Raw genomic sequence first — 21,246 nt, forward strand, 5'->3', positions numbered from 1 at the left:
TTACCTTTTGATGAGTGAGCGCACTATGAGCCTGTTTAAACGTCCCTCTGTTAACGGCTGGCTTCCACAGCAGCTGAGCATCAAAGATGTGAAGTTTGCTACCTGGATTGCTTTTTTTGCCTGGGTGTTCGCGGTCTATGACTTCATTTTGTTTGGCACCTTGCTGCCGGCGATTGGCGGCCACTTCGGCTGGAGTGAAGTGGAGCAGGCTGAAATTGCCACCTGGGTGGCGGTTGGCGGCGCAGTGATTGCGCTGGCGATTGGTCCGCTGGTGGATCGACTGGGACGTCGAATGGGCATCGTGATTACCGTCGGTGGCGCCGCGCTCTGTTCGCTGCTGACCGCCATCGGCGGGGCGTGGGGCAAAGGTGCGCTCACCGCCATTCGTTCAGTGGCTGGCCTTGGTTATGCCGAGCAGACGGTTAACGCCACCTATCTGTCCGAGCTGTATGCGGCGATTGACGATCCGAAACTGAACAAGCGTAAAGGCTTTATTTACAGCCTGGTGCAGGGCGGCTGGCCGGTTGGTGCGCTGGTGGCGTCGGCGCTCACCGCGATTTTGATGCCGATTATCGGCTGGCAGGGCAGCTTTATCTTTGCGGCCGCTCCGTCTCTGGTGATTGCGGTGATGGCGTTAAAACTGAAAGAGACACCGCAGTTCCAGGTTCATCAGCATATCAAACAGCTGCGGGCCGCCGGCAATGAAACCGATGCGCGTCAGGTGGCGCAGGACTATGACATGCCGTACGAAGAGCAGCAGAAATCCGGCCTCGCGGCGGCATTTCGCGGCACGTCCTTGCGGGCAACGCTGGTGTTAGGCGGCGCGGTGTTGCTGAACTGGTTCGCGATACAGATCTTCAGCGTGCTGGGCACCACGGTGATCACCAAAACGCATGCCGTGTCCTTCGATAACTCGCTGCTGATCCTGATTATGTCCAACCTGGTGGGTTACTGCGGCTATCTGGCGCACGGCTGGTTAGGCGATCGTTTTGGTCGTCGCAACACCATCGCCGTAGGCTGGATGTTGGGCGGCGTGGCCTTCGCCGGCATGCTGTTCTGCCCGGATAACTTTGCCATCATCGTGGCGCTGTACAGCGTTGGCCTGTTCTTCCTGATAGGCCCTTACGCTGCCGCGCTGTTCTTTATCAGTGAAAGCTTCCCCACCGCTATTCGCGCCACCGCAGGTGCGCTGATTGGTGCGATGGGGCCGGTTGGCGCCATTATCGCTGGCGTCGGTACCACCTCAATCCTCAGCAACGGCGGCCACTGGCAGGAAGCGGCCTTATGGTTTGGCGCGCTGCCGTGCTTTATCTCAGGAATGATCATTTTACTGGCACGCCACGTTCCGGAAAAAGCGGCTGCAGCGCAGAACGCATCGCATAACGGCACTATTCAGATTCAGGAGTGAACTGTGACTACAACGCAAACAACCCCGGTAGCGCTGATCAGCGGCGCAGCGAGTGGCATCGGGCTGGCACTGGCAAAAAACTATGCCCAGCGTGGCGTGAAGGTGGTGGGCGGGTTTTATCCCGCCGATCCACACGACCCGAAACGCGCCGCCGCAGAAGTGGAGGCGCTGGGAGGCGACGCGCTTTGGCTGCCGCTGGATGTGGCGGAAACGGAATCGGTTAATGCGTTTGTCGCCGCAGCCATCGCCCATTTTGGCCGCATTGATTATGTCGTTGCCAACGCGGGCGTGCTGCGCCGCGCGCCGATTGCAGAGATGAGCGACGATCGCTGGAATGAGATGCTGAATGTCGATTTGACCGGCGTGATGCGTTGCTTCCGCGCGACGGCGCCGCACCTTGGTGAGGGTGCCAGTCTGGTGGCGGTGTCCTCCATCGCCGGCGGCGTCTATGGCTGGCAGGATCATGCCCATTACGCGGCGGCTAAAGCCGGCATTCCCGGCATTTGTCGCTCGATGGCAGTGGAACTTGCGCCAAAAGGCGTTCGCTGTAACGCGGTGATCCCAGGACTTATTGAAACACCGCAGTCGCTGGATAAAGAGAACTCGCTGGGGCCAGAAGGGCTGGCAAAAGCCTCACGGGTGATCCCGTTAGGGCGTCCCGGCCGCGCTGATGAAGTGGCCAACCTGATCAGTTTTCTGACCAGCGATGCCAGTAGCTATCTCACCGGACAAAGCCTGATTATTGACGGCGGTCTGACGGTTCGCTGGCCAGAATGAAGGAGGCAATGATGCAACTGGAACAGAAAAGAGCGGTCATCACCGGTGCTGCCAGCGGAATTGGCCTGGCCATCGCCAGCCTGTTCGCCCGCGAGGGCGCGCGACTGGTGCTGACCGATCGTCATGCGGATAACCTGCAAAACGCGGTTGCGGCCTGCCGTGAACGGGGAGCTGACTGCATCGGCGTGATGGCGGACGTCGGCCAGGTGGCGGGCGCGCAGTCGGGGGTTGATGCCTGTGTCGAACAGTTCGGCGGCATCGATATTTTGGTCAACAACGCCGGGATGCTCAGCCAGGCGCGCTGCACTGATATCAGCCTCGCGATGTGGGACGAGATGATGGCGGTCGATCTTCGCAGCGTATTTCTCGCTTCACAACGCGCGCTGCCATGGATGCTGGCGCAGAAATGGGGTCGCATTATCAACGTGGCGTCACAGCTCGGCATCAAGGGTGGAGCAGAGCTTTGCCACTATGCTGCCGCCAAAGCGGGTGTGATTGGCTTTACCAAATCGCTGGCGCTGGAAGTTTCCGCGCAGAATGTGCTGGTGAATGCCATTGCGCCAGGCCCGATCGAAACGCCGCTGATTGAGGGTCTGAACAGCGAGTGGAAGAAAGCCAAAGCCGCCGAACTGCCTTTAGGCCGTTTTGGCCGGGCAGAGGAGATTGCACCGGTGGCGCTGCTGCTGGCAAGTGAACCCGGCGGCAACCTGTTTGTCGGGCAGACCCTTGGGCCGAACTCCGGCGACGTGATGCCCTGAAACAAGGAGCGCAACATGTGTGGCGTATGTGGTTTATTGGATAGCGGTCCGCAGTGGAGCGATCCGCTGCAAAATACCTTGCCCCGCCGACAGCTGCGGCTGCAGCAAATGGCGATGTTAAACCATGCGCTGGCCCCTTTCCGCCTGAAGCTGACGGATTTTCACACTAGCTGGGTGCTGGCCAGCCCGACCGGGCAGCAGGTGATAGTTAACAGCCTGGAGCAAATCTGGCAGGAAGCGGAAGCGCTGTTAAAGCGTCCGCTGGATCCGCTGGATGATGACTGGCTGGATGCACTGGAACAGACGAGGTAGCAGATGCAGGATGGGCAGAAGATCCCGGTTCACGTGCTGAGTGGCTTCCTGGGCAGCGGTAAAACCACGCTGCTCAAAAGCTGGCTGGGCGGACAGGCGCTGGCAGACGTTGCGCTGCTGGTTAACGAGTTTGGTGAGGTGGGCATCGATCATCTGCTGTTGGGCGAAGTTGCGCCGGATACGGTGTTACTGCCCAGCGGATGCGTCTGCTGCCAGGTACGGGGAGAACTGAAGCAGGCGCTGCTGGATCTGAGCGAACGGCGTGAGCGCGGACAGCTGCCGCCGTTTAAAAAGGTGATCCTTGAAACCACCGGTCTGGCCGATCCCTCGCCAATCCTCTCTACCTTGCTGCACGATCGTCAGCTGCAGTATCACTTTGCGCAGGGCGTGCTGGTGACGCTGGTCGATGCTGAGCACGGCTGGCAGCAGGCACAAAACCAGCCGGAATGGCTGGCGCAGGTTACGGCGGCAGATAAGCTGGCGGTGAGTAAAGGCGATCGGGTAAGCACGGCGCAGCGGCATCAGCTGGAAGCCTATCTTCAGCAGCTCAACCCGCTGGCCGAAATTGCTGAAACCACCACCTTTCTGCATCAGGCCGATACGCTGTTCGAAGCCGCTATCAGTGAAGGCAGCGCTCAGCAGCGTTTTCGCTGGCTGGGCAATCTGGCGGCGGAAAAGATCGGCGTCATCAGCAGCGATCCGGCCCCGGCAACGGCAGCTCTCAAGGCCGACGCTACCGCGGTCGCCCGCCTCGGCATCCATCATCCGCAAACGGAAACCTGTGTGATTACACTGACGGAGAAGTTTAACTGGGCGGCCTTTGCGGTCTGGCTGTCGATGCTATTACACTGTCATGGCAGTGCGATACTGCGGATGAAAGGCATCTTACGGGTTCAGGAGAGCGACACGCCGGTGGTGATCCATGGCGTTCAGCACAGCCTGCATCCGCCGGTTCATCTGACAGACTGGCCGGGCGAGCTGGAAAGCTCCCAGCTGGTATTTATTCTCCGGGGCCTTAGCGCCTCGCGGTTGCAGAGCGCCTTCCTGCGTTTTCAGCAGCCCTTTTTAATCGGTGATAAGTAATGAACTCCGCGGCCGTGGCGACCAATCAAATCACTCTGCGCGTACTGGGGACGTCGGTAACGCTGCTTGAGCGCCTTCGCCTGCGTGCCGAACAGGATTTAGGCATCAAAATTGTCTACCTGTTACGCAGCGTGGAAGATGCTCAGCGCATCGCGGTAATGGAGCCTGAAAGCTACGATCTTTACGATCAGTGGTTCCACAATATCGATTTTGTCTGGCCAGCCCGCGCCATTCAGCCGCTGGAAATCAGCCGACTGAAATACTGGGATGAAATCAACGCGTTGCCGAAGCAGGGCACCTTGATCCCCGGCGGCAAGCTGGGCGATGGCAGCGTCCCGGTCAACCGTCTGTATGTGCAGCACGATGGCAGCCTTGGCGGCCAGCCGACAGAGCTGATCAGCATGCTGCCGTTGACGCACAATGCCGACAGTTTTGCTTACCATGCCGACCGGCTACCCGCCGCGTTAAGCCGCGAAGAGGAGAGCTGGGGCTGGTTACTCCATCCGGCGTTTTCGGGCCAGGCGGCATTGCAGGATGATGCGGCCATGGGCGCGCTGGATGCGGTGCTGGCCGTGCAGGGCGCCGGGCTGGGCGAATTCAGCAACGTCGGCAATCTGACGCTGGAAGAGATTGATAGCCTGACCGGCGTGCTGGCGGGATTGCAGCGCCAGGGACATTTCGCCGCCTTCTGGTCTACTCAGGATGAGGCCTGTGCGCTGATTGAAAATCAGCAGGTCGGCGTGCAAAGCCTGTGGGCTCCGACCTATTTCCGGCACCACTTCCGTCAGAGCGGCTATAAACTGGCAACGCCAAAAGAAGGTTACCGCGCCTGGTACGGCGGCATGTCACTGTCGCGCTGCGCGACGGGGAAAATTAAGGATGCGGCTTACGCCTACCTTAACTGGTGGCAGTCGGGCTGGCCTGGCGCCATTATGGCCCGTCAGGGCTATTACATCTCCAATCCGCAACGTACGCGCGAGCATTTGTCGGAAGCGGAATGGGATTTCTGGTATGGCGGAAAACCGGCCAGTGACGTGTTGCCTGATGCCTCAGGCCAACCGCTGATCGCCAAAGGCGAAGTTCGCGATGGCGGCAGCTACGAACAGCGGATGAGCCATATTGGCGTCTGGAACTCAGTGATGGATGAACATAACTATCTGGTCAGACGCTGGCAGGACTTCCTGCGCGCCTGATGATTTTCAGCGTGACCCCTTCCACGGCAACCACCGTGACCGGGGTGCCCGCCGGGAAGTTTTCAGCCGCCTGCACACGCCAGCCGCTGTCACCAATGCGCACATGGCCAAAGCCATCGACCAGCGTTTCGTCCAGCGTCAGTTCGCGGCCTATCAGCTGAATGCCGCGCTGATTAAGCGAAGAGGGCGGCCGCTGGCGATCTTTGCCTTTCAGCCAGCGATACCACCACAGCGCCGAAAGCACCGTTAACAGCGCAAAGCTGACGCCCTGCCATTCCCATGGCAGCGGCACCAGCCACACCAGCAGGCTGACCAGCAGGGCTGCGACACCACTCCACAGCAGGTAGCCGCTGGCACCGAGCATTTCCGCCGCCAGCAGCACGCCACCGACCGACAGCCACAGCCACCAGGGGTTCGCTAACAGCTCGGTGATCATTTCACACCCCGTTCCTTTTTGCTCTCGCCCATCAACTCAGCAATCCCCGCAATGGAACCCATCAGGCTGCTGGCTTCCAGCGGCATCATCACGATTTTGCTGCTGTTGGACGAACCAATTTTTTGCAGCGCATCGGTGTACTTCTGCGCAACGAAGTAGTTGATGGCCTGAATGTCGCCGGCGGCAATCGCCTCAGAAACCATTTTGGTGGCAATCGCTTCCGCTTCCGCGCTACGTTCGCGGGCTTCAGCCTGCAGGAAGGCCGACTGGCGTTCACCTTCGGCTTTCAGAATCTGTGATTGCTTCTCACCTTCAGCCCGCAGGATCGCGGCCTGACGCACCCCTTCGGCTTCAAGAATACCGGCGCGCTTGGTACGTTCGGCTTTCATCTGCGCATTCATTGAGGCGATCAGTTCAACCGGCGGCCGCACGTCACGGATTTCAATACGGGTGATTTTAACGCCCCACGGATTGGTCGCTTCATCGACGATGCGCAGCAGGCGGGTATTGATGTTATCGCGCTGCGACAGCATCTCATCCAGATCCATTGACCCCAGTACCGTTCGCATATTGGTCATGGTCAGATTGACGATCGCCAGTTCAAGATTACGCACTTCATAGGCAGCACGCGGCGCATCCACCACCTGGGTAAAACAGACCGCATCAATGGTGACGCTGGCGTTATCTTTAGAGATGATTTCCTGCGAGGGGATATCCAGCACCTGTTCCATCATGCTGATCTTGCGACCGACACGATCCATAAACGGCACCAGAAGATTCAGGCCAGGCTGCAGGGTTTTGGTATAGCGGCCAAAGCGTTCCACCGTCCACTGATAGCCCTGCGGGACAATTTTAATGCCTGACCAGACAATAATGAGGGCCAGAACAATAATGACAGGAATGACTGTAAGCATATAACCTCCGGATTGTTGTTACCTGGGCCGACTCATTCGGCCCAACCCCGTCATCATTCAGCCTGCCTGTGCAGCAGGCGGAACGGTTCCGGGAGGATCAGTACAGCAAAGAGTAGAGCTGTCTGCGGTATTTCGCCGCCAGTGCATCGCCCGTTCCCAGCGCGGCCAGGATCTCTTGCAGCATTTTGCGCGCCTGACCATTGGCCGCGCCCAAATCTTTCTTCAGATGGGTAAACAGCAGCTCAAGCGCCTCTTCATTTCGTCCCACCTGATGCAGTTGCAGCGCCAGTTTGGTCGCCAGCTCAGCATTTTCAGGTTCCGCTTCCAGCTGTTGTTGCAGCTGTTGGAGCTCCGGCGTATCGGCCGCCTGCTTCAACAGGTCGATCTGCGCCATCAATCCCTGATAACGGGTATCTTTGTCCTGCAACGGCACGACGCTCAGCACCTGCTCAGCTTCTTCGCTGCGGTTTAAGGCAATCAGCGCTTCTGCCAGCAGGAAGCCCATTTCACTGTTCTGGTTACTCAGCTGCCAGGCGTCTTTCAGCAGCGGCAGGGCATCCAGCACTTTGCCTTCATCCATTAACTGCATGCCTTCCTGCGCCTTCAGTTCTTCCGGCTTTGGCAGCACTTTTTCCAACAGCGCGCGGATCGCTTCTTCCGGCTGCGGTCCCTGGAAGCCATCAACCGGCTGGCCATTCTGGAACAGATAAACGGTCGGAATAGAGCGCAGACCAAACTGTTGCGCGACTGCCGGTTCGGCGTCGCAATCCAGCTCGGCGAGGATGAACTGACCGGCATACTCCTGCGCAAGGCGCTCCAGCACCGGTGACAGCTCCTGGCAATGCTGGCTGCGGGCAGACCAGAAGTAAAACAGTACCGGCACCTGCATCGACTGCTCTAGCGTCTGTTGCAGGTTGGTTTCGTTAATCGTAACAATTGCAGCTTGTGGTGACATGAATTTGTCTCTTTATCCGGGTTTCTTACTTTATTGGGGCGCAGCGCGGTGCTTCAAGGCTTATCGTCGCGATCCGGCTATTTCCCGCGCAAAATGCGATCCAGCATCCAGCCGGGCAGTAAACGGCGCAACAGGCTCATGCCATGGGCGACAACCGTCACCGGGTAGCGCAGGCGCGGATGCTTACTCTCTAAAGCATGGCGCAACTTTGGCAAAATTGCTTCGGGTGGCAGCGTGAAACGGGCAGCAATCCCAGGGTTCCTCACCGGTTTGTCTGACTGCCCCTGGCTGACATTATCGGTAAAGCGGGTTTTAATCGGACCCGGTTCAATCAGACTGACGCGAATGCCGCTGCCGTGCAGCTCCATGCGCAGCGCATCGGACCAGGCTTCCAGCGCATATTTACTGGCGGCATAGGTGCCGCGACCGGGTGTGGAAATCAGCCCTAAAACCGAACTGGTATTCACAATCCGCGCCTGGCCACTGGCGCGCAATGCCGGCAAAAGTAGGGTGGTCAGCTGGTGGGTGCCAAACAGATTGGTGGCGAACTGCTGTTCCATCTGCTGACGGGAAATCGACTCCAGCGGGCCATACACGCCGTAGCCGCCGTTATTAAACAGGCCGAACACGCGCCCTTCGCTGAGGGTGAGGATTTCTGCGGCGGCGCGCTCAACGCTCTCGCTGTCGTTCAAATCGAGCTGAATGCCGGTAAAGCCCAGTTCATTCATCCGCGCCACGTCTGCCGGCTTACGACAGGCCGCATAAATGTGATAGCCACGACGCAGTAAATCGTTGGCGGCGACCAGGCCAATTCCGCTGGAACAGCCGGTTATTACTATGATTTTTTGCATAACTTTACCTGTGAGCCGTCTGCAAACCCCGTTACTCATGCTTAACTAGTGGAGCCAGTTCTTTGGCCATCAGCCCGGCAATAAACGGCTGGGCATCGGGATTGGGGTGGATCCCATCCTGTTGCATCCATTCTGGTTTCAGGTACACCTGTTCCATAAAGAAAGGCACCAGCGGGATGGCATTTTCTTTTGCCAGCTTCGGGTAAATGTCACTGAACGACGCGGTATAGCGGCGGCCGTAATTGGCCGGCAGACGGATTTGCATCAGCAACGGCTGTGCGTTTGCCGCTTTTACCTGAGCAATAATTTTACTCAAGTCCTGCTCAATGTTTTGCGGTGGGAAGCCCCGTAAACCGTCGTTTCCTCCCAGTTCTATCAGCACCCAACGCGGTTGATGCTGCTTCAGCAGCGAGGGCAGGCGCGCAAGCCCCTGGGTGGCAGTGTCGCCGCTTATGCTACCGTTAATGATAGTGGGCGATTTCTGCCATTTATCATTGAGTAACGCGGGCCATGCCGTGGTGGCGGACATCCGGTAACCGGCGCTTAAACTATCGCCCAGCACTAACAGCGTATCTGCCGCCGTCGCGCGCAGCGACATCAGGGCCAATAATAACAGGAAAGGGTAATGCCAGCGGAAAACATTCTTGAAGTTCATCGTCTTAGTAAGTCCGTCGGTCAGGGTGAGCATCAGCTTTCCATCCTTACCGGAGTTGAGCTGGTTGTCAAACCGGCTGAGACCATCGCGTTGATTGGCGAGTCGGGTTCCGGTAAGTCGACTCTGCTGGGTATTCTGGCTGGTCTGGATGACGGTTCCGAAGGTGAAGTCTTTCTGCTGGGCTCGCCGCTGCACAAAATGGATGAGGAGCAACGCGCTGAACTGCGGGCCAAAAGCGTCGGTTTTGTTTTCCAGTCGTTCATGTTGGTGCCGACGCTAAACGCGTTAGAAAACGTGCAGCTACCGGCGTTGCTGCGCGGCGAGAGCGATCGTCACAGTCGCGAACAGGCGCAGGCGTTACTGGCTCAGCTTGGACTGTCAGAGCGCCTGACGCATCTGCCTTCGCAGCTGTCCGGTGGCGAGCAGCAACGCGTGGCGCTGGCACGCGCCTTTAACGGCAAACCGGCGCTGCTGTTTGCCGATGAGCCCACCGGCAACCTGGATCGTAAAACCGGCGATCGCATTGCCGACCTGCTGTTTTCGCTTAACCGCGACCTTGCCACCACGCTGATTCTGGTCACTCACGATGAACAGCTCGCCGCCCGCTGCGACCGACGCTTACGGGTGCGCGACGGTAAGCTGTGGGAGGAAGCATGATCTGGCGGTGGTTCTGGCGTGAATGGAAATCGCCATCGTTGCTGATTGTCTGGCTGGCCCTGACGCTGGCCGTGGCCTGCGTGCTGGCGCTGGGGTCACTCAGCGATCGCATGGAAAAAGGCCTGACCCAGCAAAGCCGCGATTTTATGGCCGGCGACCGGACGCTGCAAAGCTCGCGGGAAGTGCCGCAAGCCTGGCTGGACGAAGCGAAGAAAGAAGGATTACAGGTCGGACGCCAGTTGACGTTCATGACCATGACCTTTGCCGCCGATACGCCGCAGCTGGCGTCGGTTAAAGCGGTCGACGATCTCTATCCGATGTTTGGCACGCTGGCAACGGAACCTGCGGGGCTGAAACCTGCGGCCGGCACCGTGCTTGCCGCGCCGCGTCTGCTGGCGTTGCTCAACCTGAAATCTGGCGCAAATCTGGATGTCGGCGATACCACGTTACGCGTGGCGGGTGAGGTGGTTCAGGAGCCCGATGCGGGCTTTAACCCGTTCCAGACTGCGCCACGGCTGCTGATGAATCTGGCTGACGTCGGCAAAACCGGGGCGATCCAGCCGGGGAGCCGCGTGACCTGGCGTTATAAGTTTGCAGGCAACCCTGAGCAGCTCAGCCGTTACGACAGCTATATCAGCGCGCAGATCAAACCCGATCAGCGTTGGATCAGCGTAGAGAATTCGGAAGATGCGCTGGGCAAGTCGATGGTGCGTGCCCAGCAGTTCCTGTTGCTGTCGGCCTTGCTGACGCTGATGCTGGCGATTGCCGCCGTGGCCGTGGCCATGAGTCATTACTGTAAGAGCCGTTACGATCTGGTCGCGGTGCTGAAGACTTTGGGCGCCAATCGTGCCGCGTTAAGAAAGCTGATTGTCGGCCAATGGCTGGCGGTGCTGCTGCTGGCCGCGGTGTGCGGTGGGGCGATCGGCATGGGCTTTGAAGTACTGCTGCTGCGGATGTTGAAGCCGGTGCTGCCGGGTGAACTGCCTGCCGCCAGCGCCTGGCCGTGGCTGTGGGCCATCGGCTCGCTGTTTATCATCTCGCTGCTGGTGGGCCTTCGTCCTTATCGCCTGCTGCTGGCGACTCAGCCGTTGCGCGTACTGCGCCGTGATGTCGTGGCCGATGTCTGGCCGCTGAAGTTCTATTTGCCGGCCATGGCGTTGGTGGTGATTGCGCTGCTGGCGTTGCTGGTGGGCGGCAGCAAATTACTGTGGGCGCTGGTCGGCGGGATTATCCTGTTGTCTGCACTGCTGGGGGCGATTGGCTGGGGCGGATTAATGCTGCTCCGCCGTCTTAGCGTACGTAATCTGGCGTTCAGGCTGGCAATCAACCGGCTGTTACGTCAGCCCTGGACCACGCTCAGCCAGCTGGCGGCTTTCTCGCTGTCCTTTATGCTGCTGGCTTTGCTGCTGGTGATGCGCGGGGATTTGCTGGACCGCTGGCAGCAACAGCTTCCGCCGGGCAGCCCAAACTATTTCCTGCTTAATCTCACCCAGGATCAGGTGCCTCAGGTGAAAACCTTCCTGGAGAAGAATCACGTTGAGCCGCAAACCTTCTATCCGGTTGCCCGCGTCCGGCTGACTGGCATCAACCAGAAGCCCGCCGATCCAGCGTTGGATAATGCCTTAAACCGCGAGCTGAATCTGACCTGGCAGGAACAGCTGCCGGATCATAATCCGCTGACGGCAGGAAGCTGGCCGCCGAAAAAAGGCGAGGTGTCGATGGAAGAGGCGCTGGCCGGACGACTGGGCGTGAAGCTCGGCGATACGCTGACCTTTACCGGCGATACGCAGGAGTTCTCGGCCAAAATCACCAGCCTGCGCAAAGTTGACTGGGAGAGCCTGAAGCCAAACTTCTTCTTTATCTTCCCGCCTGGCGCACTGGACGATCAGCCGCAAACCTGGCTGACCAGCTTCCGTCTGGAAGGCAACAATGCCTTGCTGGCTCAGCTCAACCGGGAATTCCCCACCCTGAGCCTGCTGGATATCGGCAGCATCCTGCGCCAGATTAGCCAGGTTCTGGCACAGGTCAGCCAGGCGCTGGAAATCATGGTGATTCTGGTAACCGCCTGCGGCATATTGCTGCTGCTGGCGCAGGTTCAGGTTGGCATGCGCCAGCGCAGACAGGAGTTAGTGGTCTACCGCACGTTGGGTGCCAGTAAGAAACTGCTGCGCGGGACGCTGTGGAGTGAGTTTGCGTTGTTAGGTGGCGTTTCCGGTCTGGCTGCCGCCATGGGTGCCGAAGCCGCCTTATGGGGACTGCAGCGCAAGGTGTTCGACTTCCCGTGGGAGCCAGACTTTGTGCTGTGGGTCGCGCTGCCGCTGACCGGCGCGGTGCTGCTGTCAGTGTGCGGCGGCTGGCTGGGCGTGCGGTTGCTGAAAGGCAAAGCGTTGTTCAGAAGCTATAACGCAGACTAAAAAAACAGGCCGGATCGCTCCGGCCTGCTTCATTTCTTCCCCCGCCATCCTTATCCTTTTTCGCCTCGCGACTCACATCCTTCTCGGATAGTGCTTTGTGACAGGTTAATATTGCAGGTATTATTAGCGCAAAATTTAGCTAAGGATGGAGTAAGTATGCTGCACCTGCTTGATGTGAAATATAATTTCCTGTCTGAATTAAAATCTCAGGAGCTGTTTTCTCTTCGTAAAAAAGTCTTCAAAGATCGTCTTAACTGGATGGTCAATACTGAAAATAATATGGAGTCGGATCAATACGACAATCCGCGCACCACCTATATTTTCGGCATTTATAAAGAGTCCTGTATTTGCAGCCTGCGCTTGATCGAAATTAAATACCCGAATATGATTACCGGTACCTTTAAATCCTGGTTTAAAAATATTGATCTGCCAGAGGGTAATTATGTCGAAGCCAGCCGGTTATTTATCGATAAGGATCAGGTTCAGGCGAAAGAGCTTAAGCAGCAGCCGGTCAGCGCGTTACTTTTTCTCTCGATGATCAATTATGCCCGGCATTATGGTTACGAAGGGATTTACGCCATTGTCAGCCATCCGATGTACCTGATATTTAAAAAGTCAGGCTGGAAGGTTTCGGTGGTGGAACAGGCAATGTCAGAGAAGCAGGAGAATATCTATCTGATTTTTATGCCTGTCGATGCCGGGAACCAGTCAACGCTGATGGCGCTGGTGAAAGCGAAGGTTCCCGCATTACGCTGCGAACTGGATAGCTGGCCGCTGTCATTCCCCGTCAGGAAGCACCGGACGGATTAGGTTCAGCTCTATCCCCAGACGGATGGCGTGTTTAGCATTGGTTACGCCCAGCTTCTTCACCGCATTGCCGATATGGTATTTCACCGTGGTGAGTTTGATCCCAAGGATCAGGGCGATTTCCTGGTAGGATTTGCCGACGCTGGCCCAGTAAATGATCTCGTTTTCGCGGCTGGTGAACAGTTCGCGGGTGTTCATCTCTTCGAAATCGGCTTTTCTGGACTGCTCCTGATAGAGCTGTGTCAGCTTTTCATGCGTGGTGATCAATAACATCTGCAATTTATCTTTGTTAAGCTGGATCAGCTCTTCAATATTATCGTCGCAGTGTTTATCCAGCATAATCGACAACACCACCAGATTATTATTATGGTCATGCAGCACAAAGGTATAACCGTTAATAATGTCGTGGTTTCTTGCCATATCAAACAGCTTGGGTACCTTGACGCCTTTATTCAGCATCAGGTTTTCATCCCAGGAGAAAGGCGTCATACGGTAAAGAGCGGTAATCAACACCGGATCGATAAACTGGAAATTGTTCTCGATATAAACCTTGAACCACTCCTGCCGGTTAGAGATAATGGAGAAATCCGCCGGATTCCTTTTACTCATAATGGCATAGGCGTATTTAATGTTATTGAACTGGACCAGCTTCCTTTCCAGATACTCTTTGACTGACGTATTAATAGCCTGATTATCAAAAAATAATTTAGCCATGTCATTATCTCCCTGGGAAAATATTTCTTCCATAGTTAATACAGAATTTTATCATAACTCCAAACATTCGCCTAACCCCGGCGCGCAAAGGATCGGGGGAAAAGCACCGCTTGATAAAGTCGGAGAAGTCGGCGGAAAAATCAGGCGTTTTTGATGTCAGACTGACAGAGAAGGGCGGGGCGGTAAGGGTAAACCAGATCGCATCAGGGGTATCGTAAAGGTGAATATTATTTACCTTTTTATACACAACAAATTTGGTACTGGTTCCCTTGGTGTTGGCAAATTAAATCTAATGTACTAATAATAAAGAATATTTATATTTTTGTTCGCCAATACAATACGTTTTTTGCCAGGCAATTGATAGCCATACTTAAGTACAGTTAAGGACTGTCCTTTTGCAGCTCGGGCAGGAAAATCGTCCGTTTGTCCGACGTTCCTGCCAGATTTTTCCCATCAGCTCTGCAATTTCTCAACCGCCCAGGCGATGCCGCTGGCATATTCAGCGGGTAACTGCGGCACCAGCGCCTCAATAGCGGCCTGCAACGCCGGTTTGCTCACGTCCGACAGGTTCAGATGGCCCACCTTGCGGCCGGGACGAACCTCTTTTTCGTACCAGTGCAGGTGCACCAGCGGCTGATTCAGCCAGTCCAGATTCACGGCGGTGCCAATCAGGTTAACCATCACTGACGGCATGCTGACCACCGGCGTCGGCAAAGGCAGATCGAGGATCGCCCGCAGATGCAGTTCAAACTGGCTGATGGACGCGCCGTTTTGCGTCCAGTGCCCGCTGTTATGAACGCGTGGCGCCAGTTCGTTAATCAGCAGGCCTTCCGGCACCACAAAGCACTCCATCGCCATCACGCCGACGTACTTCAGCTCATGCATAATGGCTGACAGCATGGTTTCGGCCTGCTTCTGCAGGGCTGCGTCAGGATCCGGGAAGGCGACGCTGGTGCGCAGAATACCGTCCTCATGCAGGTTATGGGTCAACGGATAGAAAACGGTGCTGCCATCATGGCCGCGTGCGCCCACCAGCGACACTTCGCCAGAAAAGTTGATGCCCTGCTCAACGATGCATTCACCGTAGCAATCGGCTGGCAACGAATCCGTATCCGTCGCGCGCAGACGCCATTGACCACGGCCGTCATAACCGCCGGTGCGGCGCTTAACGATGGCCAGTTCACCGAGGGTGTTGAACACCTGCGGCCACTCTGCGGCATCCGCTAGCAGCTGCCAGGGCGCGGTGGCCAGACCCAGCTGGTCCAGTAACTGCTTCTGTGTCAGGCGATCGGCCAGACGCGGGAAAATATCGCGGTTCACGAAGGCGTTATGGTTCGCCAGTTCGCGCGTCAGGGCGGTTTCCGGCCAGCGTTCGATTTCCGCAGTGATCACGCTTTGTTGGATCGGCAGCGCTTCCGGCTCGGCATCTAATCCTACCGGATAGACGGCGATGCCCAGCGGCTCGCCAGCCTGACGTAACATGCGGCCCAGCTGACCATTTCCTAATACGCAGACCGGCTTCATGCTTCCTCCCGCGGATCCGGGTTATTCAGCACTTCATCGGTCTGTGCCTGACGCCATGCTGCCAGCCGTGAACGCAGTTCCACATCGTGGGTGGCCAGAATCTGCGCCGCCAGCAGCGCCGCATTGGCCGCACCGGCTTTACCAATCGCCAGGGTGCCAACCGGAATACCGCGTGGCATCTGCACGATGGAGTAAAGGCTGTCGACGCCGCTCAGCGCTGCGCTCTGCACCGGCACGCCCAGCACCGGCACCAGCGTTTTCGCCGCAATCATTCCCGGAAGATGCGCCGCGCCGCCAGCGCCAGCAATGATCACCTGAATGCCATTATCCGCAGCCTGCTCAGCGAAGCTGAACAGCTTGTCCGGGGTGCGGTGCGCCGAAACGACTTCACACTGGAAGGGCACAGCCAGAGTAGTGAGGATCTCGGCGGCAAATTGCATGGTTGCCCAGTCACTTTTGGAACCCATAACAATAGCGATGCGGGCCTGCGCGGCGTTGGATGACATGCGGGTCTGACTCCTGTGATTGTACATACGTCACCTGAAAGCCGTTTAGGCGGTCAGATGGGAAGGGCAAAGAGGATAGCATGACTCGGCATCAAGGAAAACGTTTGCCCAGGCATGAAACGGGCATTTGCGGGATTTTTTTAGGGCTCAGAATGGGAAGGAAATAAGGGTGGTTTCGTCTTCGCTAACGCGGATCATTGAACCTTCGTGATGCCAGGCACCCAGCACCAGTCTTTCGGCAGGCTGGTCATTCACCTCAAGCGGATGAATTGCCGGGCGATGCGTATGGCCGTGGATCAGATACTGCACCTGATGACGGGTCATCGCGGCTTTTACGGCTTCATCATTCACGTCCATGACGGTCACGTCTTTGCTGCTGTTCGCCTGTTTACTGCCTGCGCGCATCTTCAGCGCAATCCGCTGGCGGACAAATAAAGGAAGGGCAAGGAACAGCCATTGCAGCCAGGGCTGATGCACTTTTTTGCGGAAGCGTTGATAGCCCTGATCGTCGGTGCAGAGCGTGTCGCCATGCATGATCAACATGCGCTTTCCGTAAAGTTCCGGCACCTGTTCTTCCGGCAATAAGGTCATGCCGCTGGCGCGGGCAAAGCGTTTGCCAACCAGGAAGTCGCGGTTACCGTGAATAAAATAGCAGGGGATCCCCTGTTGCTTCAGGGTCAGCAGTGCGGCCGCGATCTCAGCATGAAGCGGGTCAGGATCGTCATCGCCAATCCAGGCTTCAAACAGGTCGCCGAGAATATACAGCGCATCGGCATGCAACGCATCACGGCGTAAAAAAGCAAGAAAACCGGCAGTAATTGCCGGTTCTTCTGCGCACAGATGTAAATCTGCGATAAACAGCGTGTGAGGCATTATTCGCTGACGGTGACTTTCTGGATCACAACGTCTTCTTTAGGAACGTCCTGGTGCATACCGCTACGGCCAGTGGCGACCGCTTTGATTTTCTCAACCACGTCCATGCCTTCAACGACTTCAGCAAACACACAGTAACCCCAGCCCTGCAGGCTTTCGTCACGGAAGTTCAGGAAGTCGTTGTCTGCCACGTTAATGAAAAACTGCGCAGTTGCCGAGTGAGGCGCCTGAGTACGGGCCATTGCCAGCGTACCCTTGGTGTTTTTCAGGCCGTTGCTGGCTTCGTTCTGGATTTCTTCTTTGGTGTCTTTCTGCTTCATGCCCGGCTCGAAGCCGCCGCCCTGAACCATAAAGCCATTGATGACACGGTGGAAAATCGTGTTGTCGTAGAAACCTTCACGGCAGTAATCCAGGAAGTTAGCTACGGTAGCTGGCGCTTTGTCATCGAAGGTTTTGATAACGATATCGCCATGATTTGTCTGGAAAGTGACCATGTTCTCATCCTGTAAAGGTTGGAAGTGTGAATGGTAGAGCAGCACCGGCAGCACGAGGGCGCCAGTACGCAATTAATAGACGGCTTTTATATCACAAAATGTGATGACGAGTCAGCACCAGTGCATAAACGGCACGGGGCATAACCTTGCTTTGCGTGGCGCTTCCGTTAACAATACGTCAGAATAAGCCTTTTACTGGTTTTAACCCGCACACGTCAAAACGGAATGTCTCAATGCTAAAGATTTTTAATACCCTGAGTCGTCAAAAAGAGGAATTCAAACCTATTCATGCAGGTAAGATCGGCATGTACGTGTGCGGCATTACCGTTTACGACCTGTGTCATATTGGCCACGGCAGAACGTTTGTGGCGTTTGACGTGGTAGCACGTTATCTGCGTTATCTCGGCTATTCACTCAATTATGTCCGCAATATCACCGATATTGACGACAAGATTATCAAGCGCGCCAATGAAAATGGCGAAACCGTTGAGGTGCTGACTAACCGGATGATCGGCGAAATGCACAAGGATTTTGCCGCGCTGAATATTCTGCCGCCGGATCAGGAACCGCGTGCCACGCGCCATATCAGCGAGATCATTGAGATCGTCAGTAAGCTGATCGATCGCGAGCATGCGTACGTGGCCAGCAACGGCGATGTGATGTTCTCGGTGCCAAGCGATCCGCAGTACGGCCAGTTATCCCGTCAGGATCTTGAGCAGCTGCAGGCAGGCGCGCGCGTGGAAGTTGAGCAGGACGTGAAGCGCAATCCGATGGACTTTGTGCTGTGGAAAATGTCGAAAGCCAACGAGCCAAGCTGGTCCTCTCCATGGGGCGAAGGCCGTCCTGGCTGGCACATCGAGTGTTCCGCGATGAACTGCAAACAGCTGGGCGAGCATTTTGATATCCACGGTGGCGGATCGGATCTGATGTTCCCGCACCATGAGAACGAGATTGCGCAATCCACCTGTGCTCACGAAGGTCCTTACGTCAACTACTGGATGCACTCCGGCATGGTGATGATTGACCGCGAGAAGATGTCCAAGTCATTGAATAACTTCTTTACCGTGCGTGATGTGTTGCAGCACTTCGATGCAGAAACCGTGCGTTGTTTCCTGATGTCAGGCCACTATCGCAGCCAGTTGAACTACGGCGAAGATAACCTGAAGCAGGCGCGTTCGGCGCTGGAGCGTCTTTATACCGCCATTCGCAACACCGACCGCAGCGCTGAGCCTGCCGGTGGCGAGGTGTTTGAAACGCGCTTCCGCGAAGCGATGGACGACGATTTCAACACCCCGGAAGCCTATTCCGCGCTGTTTGATATGGCGCGTGAGGTGAACCGCCTGAAAGCAGAAGATATGTCGGCGGCTAACGGCCTGGCGGCTAAACTTCGCCAGTTGGCTGGCGTGCTGGGCCTGCTGGAGCAGGATCCGGAGCTGTTCCTGCAAAACGGCGCGCAGAGCAACGATGATGAAGTGGCAGAAATTGAAGCGTTGATCAGACAGCGTCTGGATGCGCGCCGCGAGAAGAACTGGGCGCAGGCGGACATGGCGCGCGACAAACTGGTGGCGATGGGCATCGTGCTGGAAGACGGCCCGCAGGGTACCAGCTGGCGTCGCAAGTAATCGGGTGATACGGCAGTCAACACCATAAGGGGCGAAAGCCCCTTTTTGCTATCTGCAGGAGGCGTTTATGACCATTAAGCAACTCTCACTGGCGGGATTCCGCTCCATTCGCGATGTCGAACTGCCGCTCTCGCAGTTGAATGTGATTAGCGGACCGAACGGCTGTGGCAAATCGAACCTGTATAAAGCCGTGCGTCTGCTGCACGAAGCGGCGAGCGGGCGATTATCGGCCGCGCTGGCAGACGAGGGCGGTATCCAGAAAACGATGTGGGCCGGCGCGCCGAAGCGGGGCGAAAACAAGCGTAACGGCAAACGAATGGTGCTGGGTGTGGAAATGGAGGATTACGCCTATCAGCTGGAAATTGGTTTTCCCGAGCCGTTGATCAGCCTGTTTAACCTCGATCCCTTGGTCAAAGCCGAGCACATCTGGTTATCCGGTCAACGCCGTCGACCGTCCTCGCTGTTATTAGAACGCAAAAACCAGGCGGCCTTCCTGAATAATATTCAGGGCGAGCGGATAGCCTATCCTTCCTCATTACATGAAGAAGAGTCGGTTTTTTCGCAACTGTCCGATCCCCATCTTTATCCGGAAGTCTCGCAGGTGCGCGAAAATATGCGCAAGTGGCGTTTCTATCATGAATTTGCCGTCTGGCCGGGATCGCCGATTCGCGCGCCGCAGGTCGGTATCCGCGCACCGGTGCTGGCACATGACGGCCATAATCTGGCCGCGGCGTTTGAAACGCTGCGCGAGCGTGGACATACCGAGTTGCTGTATTCGGTGCTGGCGGAAGCCTTTCCAGGCAGTGAATTCTTTGTGGAAGAGCAGGGTGGCCGCTTTCAGATGCTGATGCAGCGTGAAGGCATTCTGCGTCCGCTTGATGCGGCAGAACTGTCCGATGGCACGCTGCGTTTTCTGTGCCTGGTGGTGGCGCTGCTCAGCCCAAGGCCGCCGACGTTTATGGCAATTAATGAACCGGAGAACAGTCTGCATCCGGATTTATTGCCCGCGCTGGCGTTGTTAATTGCTGAAGCAAGCCGTTACAGCCAGATTTGGGTCACCAGCCACTCGTCCCACCTGGCGGAGCAAATTGGCAGGCATTGTGAGCTTCGCCATTATCAGCTGGCGCAAAGGGAAGGGGAAACGGTGGTGCTGTAGGATCAACAGCCCCACCAGCGCGGTGGGGCAGCAGGCATTATTCGACGACTGAAATGCTGTTACCTTCAAACACCACGGTCTGACCGCTGACAATCTTGCAGCGTTTACGGGTTTCCACCACGCCATCAACGGTGACATTGCCCTCGGCGATCAGCGCTTTGGCGCGCGCGCCGCTTTCAACTAAACCTTCCAGCTTCAGCAGATCGCACAGGTCGACGTGCGGATGTTTACCTAAAGAGAAAGTGGCCATTATTCTACTGCTCCATCATCAAAAGTTTCGCAGGCGTACAGCGTATTCTGAATCAGCGTTGCCACGGTCATCGGGCCTACGCCGCCTGGTACTGGGGTAATATAAGAAGCGCGCTCAGAGGCGGCGTCGAAGTCGACATCTCCCACCACTTTGCCGCTTTCGAGGCGGTTAATCCCCACATCAATCACTACCGCGCCCGGTTTGATCCAGTCACCCGGAATAAAGCCCGGTTTGCCCACCGCAACCACCAGCAGATCGGCATGTTCCACATGGTGGCGCAGATCTTTGGTGAAACGGTGCGTAACGGTGGTGGTGCAGCCGGCCAGCAGCAGCTCCATGCTCATCGGACGTCCAACAATATTGGACGCACCCACCACCACGGCATTCATACCGAAGGTATCGATGTTGTAGCGTTCGAGCAGGGTAACGATGCCGCGAGGCGTACAAGGGCGCAGCTTAGGCGCACGCTGACACAGGCGGCCAACGTTATACGGGTGGAAGCCATCCACGTCTTTCGACGGCGAAATGCTTTCCAGCACCTTCACGTTATCAATGCCGGCCGGCAAAGGCAGCTGAACCAGGATCCCGTCGATTTCGCCATCGTGATTCAGCGTGTCGATCAGTTCAAGCAGCTCGGCTTCGCTGGTGGAGGCGGGCAGATCGTAGGAGCGGGAGAGGAACCCCACTTCTTCACAGGCACGGCGTTTGCTGCCGACATAAATCTGCGAGGCCGGGTTCTCACCGACCAGAACGACTGCCAGGCCTGGGACGCGTTTTCCAGCGGCCAGACGCTGCTGTACTTTTACCGCAACCTCTTGTCGCACCTGCTGCGCAATCGTTTTACCGTCAATAATCTTTGCTACCATCAGAGAGGGGATCCATCTGTG

The 21,246-nt window shown here is 56.7% G+C and carries 23 protein-coding genes; 11 read left to right on the forward strand and 12 right to left on the reverse strand.

The window, feature by feature from the left end:
* Positions 1-25: 25 nt before the first annotated feature.
* From E2F51_RS12780 to E2F51_RS12805, 6 genes are read left to right on the forward strand one after another with little or no spacing between them, the layout of a single operon-like run.
* Positions 26-1,408 (forward strand): MFS transporter, encoded by a 1,383-nt coding sequence (locus E2F51_RS12780; protein ID WP_134823616.1) that lies wholly within the window; start codon positions 26-28, stop codon positions 1,406-1,408.
* Positions 1,409-1,411: 3 nt separating this feature from the next.
* A complete protein-coding gene (locus E2F51_RS12785) occupies positions 1,412-2,185 on the forward strand; it encodes an SDR family NAD(P)-dependent oxidoreductase (RefSeq protein WP_013201096.1) in 774 nt (257 codons plus the stop codon).
* An 11-nt stretch (positions 2,186-2,196) separates the two neighbouring features.
* The gene (locus E2F51_RS12790; RefSeq protein WP_209215544.1) at positions 2,197-2,943 is read left to right on the forward strand and encodes an SDR family NAD(P)-dependent oxidoreductase; all 747 of its coding nucleotides are present in this window, start codon (positions 2,197-2,199) and stop codon (positions 2,941-2,943) included.
* A 15-nt stretch (positions 2,944-2,958) separates the two neighbouring features.
* Positions 2,959-3,255 carry a hypothetical protein gene (locus E2F51_RS12795; protein WP_013201098.1) on the forward strand — a complete coding sequence of 99 codons (297 nt, stop codon included), beginning with the start codon at positions 2,959-2,961 and terminating at the stop codon, positions 3,253-3,255.
* Between the two features lie 3 nt (positions 3,256-3,258).
* Positions 3,259-4,338, forward strand: coding sequence for a GTP-binding protein (locus tag E2F51_RS12800; RefSeq protein WP_134823618.1), 1,080 nt, complete (start codon positions 3,259-3,261; stop codon positions 4,336-4,338).
* Positions 4,338-5,531 (forward strand): PotD/PotF family extracellular solute-binding protein, encoded by a 1,194-nt coding sequence (locus E2F51_RS12805; RefSeq protein ID WP_013201100.1) that lies wholly within the window; start codon positions 4,338-4,340, stop codon positions 5,529-5,531. Before E2F51_RS12800 ends, E2F51_RS12805 begins: the two co-directional genes overlap by 1 nt.
* Here E2F51_RS12805 and E2F51_RS12810 read toward each other — a convergent pair.
* The 5 genes from E2F51_RS12810 to tesA form a co-directional block, all read right to left on the reverse strand.
* Entirely contained in the window at positions 5,500-5,967 is a 468-nt protein-coding gene (locus E2F51_RS12810) for an NfeD family protein (protein WP_134823619.1), read from the reverse strand. The genes E2F51_RS12805 and E2F51_RS12810 overlap by 32 nt on opposite strands.
* The gene (locus tag E2F51_RS12815; protein WP_013201102.1) at positions 5,964-6,881 is read right to left on the reverse strand and encodes an SPFH domain-containing protein; all 918 of its coding nucleotides are present in this window, start codon (positions 6,879-6,881) and stop codon (positions 5,964-5,966) included. The genes E2F51_RS12810 and E2F51_RS12815 overlap by 4 nt, the downstream gene beginning before the upstream one ends.
* A gap of 97 nt (positions 6,882-6,978) precedes the next feature.
* Complete coding sequence (locus tag E2F51_RS12820) at positions 6,979-7,836, reverse strand: co-chaperone YbbN (RefSeq protein WP_134823620.1); 858 nt, start codon at positions 7,834-7,836, stop codon at positions 6,979-6,981.
* Positions 7,837-7,913: 77 nt separating this feature from the next.
* Positions 7,914-8,687, reverse strand: a complete 774-nt coding sequence (locus E2F51_RS12825) for an SDR family oxidoreductase (protein ID WP_134823621.1) — start codon at positions 8,685-8,687, stop codon at positions 7,914-7,916.
* A gap of 31 nt (positions 8,688-8,718) precedes the next feature.
* Entirely contained in the window at positions 8,719-9,342 is a 624-nt protein-coding gene (tesA, locus tag E2F51_RS12830; RefSeq protein WP_013201144.1) for a multifunctional acyl-CoA thioesterase I/protease I/lysophospholipase L1, read from the reverse strand.
* On the opposite strand from tesA, the gene ybbA reads away from it, so the two are divergent.
* The 3 genes from ybbA to E2F51_RS12845 all read left to right on the forward strand — a co-directional run bounded on the left by ybbA (position 9,313) and on the right by E2F51_RS12845 (position 13,223).
* Positions 9,313-9,999 carry a putative ABC transporter ATP-binding protein YbbA gene (gene ybbA / locus E2F51_RS12835; RefSeq protein WP_134823622.1) on the forward strand — a complete coding sequence of 229 codons (687 nt, stop codon included), beginning with the start codon at positions 9,313-9,315 and terminating at the stop codon, positions 9,997-9,999. The two genes, tesA and ybbA, sit on opposite strands and share 30 nt — an antisense overlap.
* Positions 9,996-12,413 (forward strand): putative ABC transporter permease subunit YbbP, encoded by a 2,418-nt coding sequence (gene ybbP, locus E2F51_RS12840; RefSeq protein ID WP_134823623.1) that lies wholly within the window; start codon positions 9,996-9,998, stop codon positions 12,411-12,413. Before ybbA ends, ybbP begins: the two co-directional genes overlap by 4 nt.
* A 156-nt stretch (positions 12,414-12,569) precedes the next feature.
* Positions 12,570-13,223, forward strand: coding sequence for an acyl-homoserine-lactone synthase (locus E2F51_RS12845; protein WP_134823624.1), 654 nt, complete (start codon positions 12,570-12,572; stop codon positions 13,221-13,223).
* Here the strand turns inward: E2F51_RS12845 and E2F51_RS12850 are convergent.
* From E2F51_RS12850 to ppiB, 5 genes are all read right to left on the reverse strand, one after another.
* Positions 13,191-13,934 (reverse strand): LuxR family transcriptional regulator, encoded by a 744-nt coding sequence (locus E2F51_RS12850; RefSeq protein ID WP_013201148.1) that lies wholly within the window; start codon positions 13,932-13,934, stop codon positions 13,191-13,193. The genes E2F51_RS12845 and E2F51_RS12850 overlap by 33 nt on opposite strands.
* Before the next feature lie 453 nt (positions 13,935-14,387).
* Complete coding sequence (gene purK, locus E2F51_RS12855; RefSeq protein ID WP_134823625.1) at positions 14,388-15,458, reverse strand: 5-(carboxyamino)imidazole ribonucleotide synthase; 1,071 nt, start codon at positions 15,456-15,458, stop codon at positions 14,388-14,390.
* Positions 15,455-15,964: a 5-(carboxyamino)imidazole ribonucleotide mutase gene (gene purE / locus E2F51_RS12860; RefSeq protein ID WP_134823626.1), complete on the reverse strand. Its 510-nt coding sequence runs from the start codon at positions 15,962-15,964 to the stop codon at positions 15,455-15,457. The genes purK and purE overlap by 4 nt, the downstream gene beginning before the upstream one ends.
* A 147-nt stretch (positions 15,965-16,111) precedes the next feature.
* On the reverse strand, positions 16,112-16,837 hold the full coding sequence (lpxH, locus tag E2F51_RS12865) for a UDP-2,3-diacylglucosamine diphosphatase (protein WP_134823627.1): 726 nt from the start codon (positions 16,835-16,837) through the stop codon (positions 16,112-16,114).
* Entirely contained in the window at positions 16,837-17,331 is a 495-nt protein-coding gene (gene ppiB / locus E2F51_RS12870) for a peptidylprolyl isomerase B (RefSeq protein WP_013201152.1), read from the reverse strand. Before ppiB ends, lpxH begins: the two co-directional genes overlap by 1 nt.
* Positions 17,332-17,564: 233 nt before the next feature.
* Between ppiB and cysS the strand changes: the two genes are divergently transcribed.
* Together cysS and E2F51_RS12880 are read left to right on the forward strand one after the other, a co-directional pair.
* Positions 17,565-18,953: a cysteine--tRNA ligase gene (gene cysS / locus E2F51_RS12875; RefSeq protein WP_134823628.1), complete on the forward strand. Its 1,389-nt coding sequence runs from the start codon at positions 17,565-17,567 to the stop codon at positions 18,951-18,953.
* A 67-nt stretch (positions 18,954-19,020) separates the two neighbouring features.
* The gene (locus tag E2F51_RS12880; RefSeq protein ID WP_134823629.1) at positions 19,021-20,109 is read left to right on the forward strand and encodes an AAA family ATPase; all 1,089 of its coding nucleotides are present in this window, start codon (positions 19,021-19,023) and stop codon (positions 20,107-20,109) included.
* A gap of 37 nt (positions 20,110-20,146) precedes the next feature.
* Here E2F51_RS12880 and ybcJ read toward each other — a convergent pair whose 3' ends face one another.
* Both ybcJ and folD read right to left on the reverse strand, forming a co-directional pair.
* Positions 20,147-20,359 carry a ribosome-associated protein YbcJ gene (gene ybcJ, locus E2F51_RS12885; RefSeq protein ID WP_013201155.1) on the reverse strand — a complete coding sequence of 71 codons (213 nt, stop codon included), beginning with the start codon at positions 20,357-20,359 and terminating at the stop codon, positions 20,147-20,149.
* Positions 20,359-21,225 (reverse strand): bifunctional methylenetetrahydrofolate dehydrogenase/methenyltetrahydrofolate cyclohydrolase FolD, encoded by an 867-nt coding sequence (folD, locus tag E2F51_RS12890; RefSeq protein WP_013201156.1) that lies wholly within the window; start codon positions 21,223-21,225, stop codon positions 20,359-20,361. Before folD ends, ybcJ begins: the two co-directional genes overlap by 1 nt.
* Positions 21,226-21,246: the final 21 nt, after the last annotated feature.

It is taken from the genome of Erwinia sp. QL-Z3 (genome assembly GCF_004551645.1).
Lineage (GTDB): Bacteria > Pseudomonadota > Gammaproteobacteria > Enterobacterales > Enterobacteriaceae > Erwinia > Erwinia billingiae.